General features: G+C 62.1%; 1 protein-coding gene. It reads left to right on the forward strand.

What is annotated here, in order from left to right; all coding sequences use genetic code 11:
- Positions 1-1065 (forward strand): bifunctional 2-methylcitrate synthase/citrate synthase (gene prpC, locus BGI01S_RS28820; protein ID WP_042329828.1); only part of this gene is annotated, 1065 nt, incomplete at both ends.

Raw genomic sequence — 1065 nt, forward strand, 5'->3', positions numbered from 1 at the left:
CTGTCCGGCGTGACCGCGGGCAACACCGCGCTGTGCACGGTCGGCAAGACCGGCAACGATCTGCACTATCGCGGCTACGACATTCTCGACATCGCGAGCGCGTGCGAATTCGAAGAGATCGCTTATCTGCTGGTCCACGAGAAGCTGCCGACGCAAGCTGAACTGACCGCGTACAAGACGAAGCTCAAAGGCCTGCGCGGTCTGCCCGCGAACGTCAAGGCCGCGCTGGAATGGATTCCCGCCGCCGCGCATCCGATGGACGTGATGCGCACCGGCGTGTCGGTGCTCGGCACCGTGCTGCCGGAGAAGGACGATCACAATCTGCCGGGCGCGCGCGATATCGCCGACAAGCTGATGGCCTCGCTCGGCTCGATGCTGCTGTACTGGTATCACTACTCGCACAACGGCAAGCGCATCGAAGTCGAGACCGACGACGATTCGATCGGCGGTCACTTCCTGCATCTGCTGCATGGTGTCGAGCCGCCGAAATCGTGGGTCGATGCGATGCACGTGTCGCTGAATCTGTACGCCGAGCATGAGTTCAACGCGTCGACGTTCACCGGCCGCGTGATCGCGGGCACGGGCTCGGATATCTACTCGGCGATCACCGGTGCGATCGGTGCGCTGCGTGGCCCGAAGCACGGCGGCGCCAACGAAGTCGCGTTCGAGATCCAGTCGCGCTATCAGAACCCGGATGAGGCGGAAGCGGATATTCGCCGCCGCGTCGAAAACAAGGAAGTGGTGATTGGCTTCGGGCATCCGGTGTACACGATCTCCGATCCGCGCAACAAGGTGATCAAGGACGTCGCGAAGAATCTCTCGAAGGAAGCGGGCAACACGAAGCTGTTCAACATTGCCGAGCGGCTCGAATCGGTGATGCGGGAAGCGAAGAAGATGTTCCCGAATCTCGACTGGTTCAGCGCGGTCTCGTATCACATGATGGGCGTGCCCACGGCGATGTTCACGCCGATCTTCGTGATCGCGCGCACGGCCGGCTGGAGCGCGCACATCATCGAGCAACGCGTCGACAACAAGATCATCCGGCCGAGCGCGAATTACACCGGA

The organism is Paraburkholderia ginsengisoli NBRC 100965 (assembly GCF_000739735.1).
Taxonomy (GTDB): Bacteria; Pseudomonadota; Gammaproteobacteria; order Burkholderiales; family Burkholderiaceae; genus Paraburkholderia; species Paraburkholderia ginsengisoli.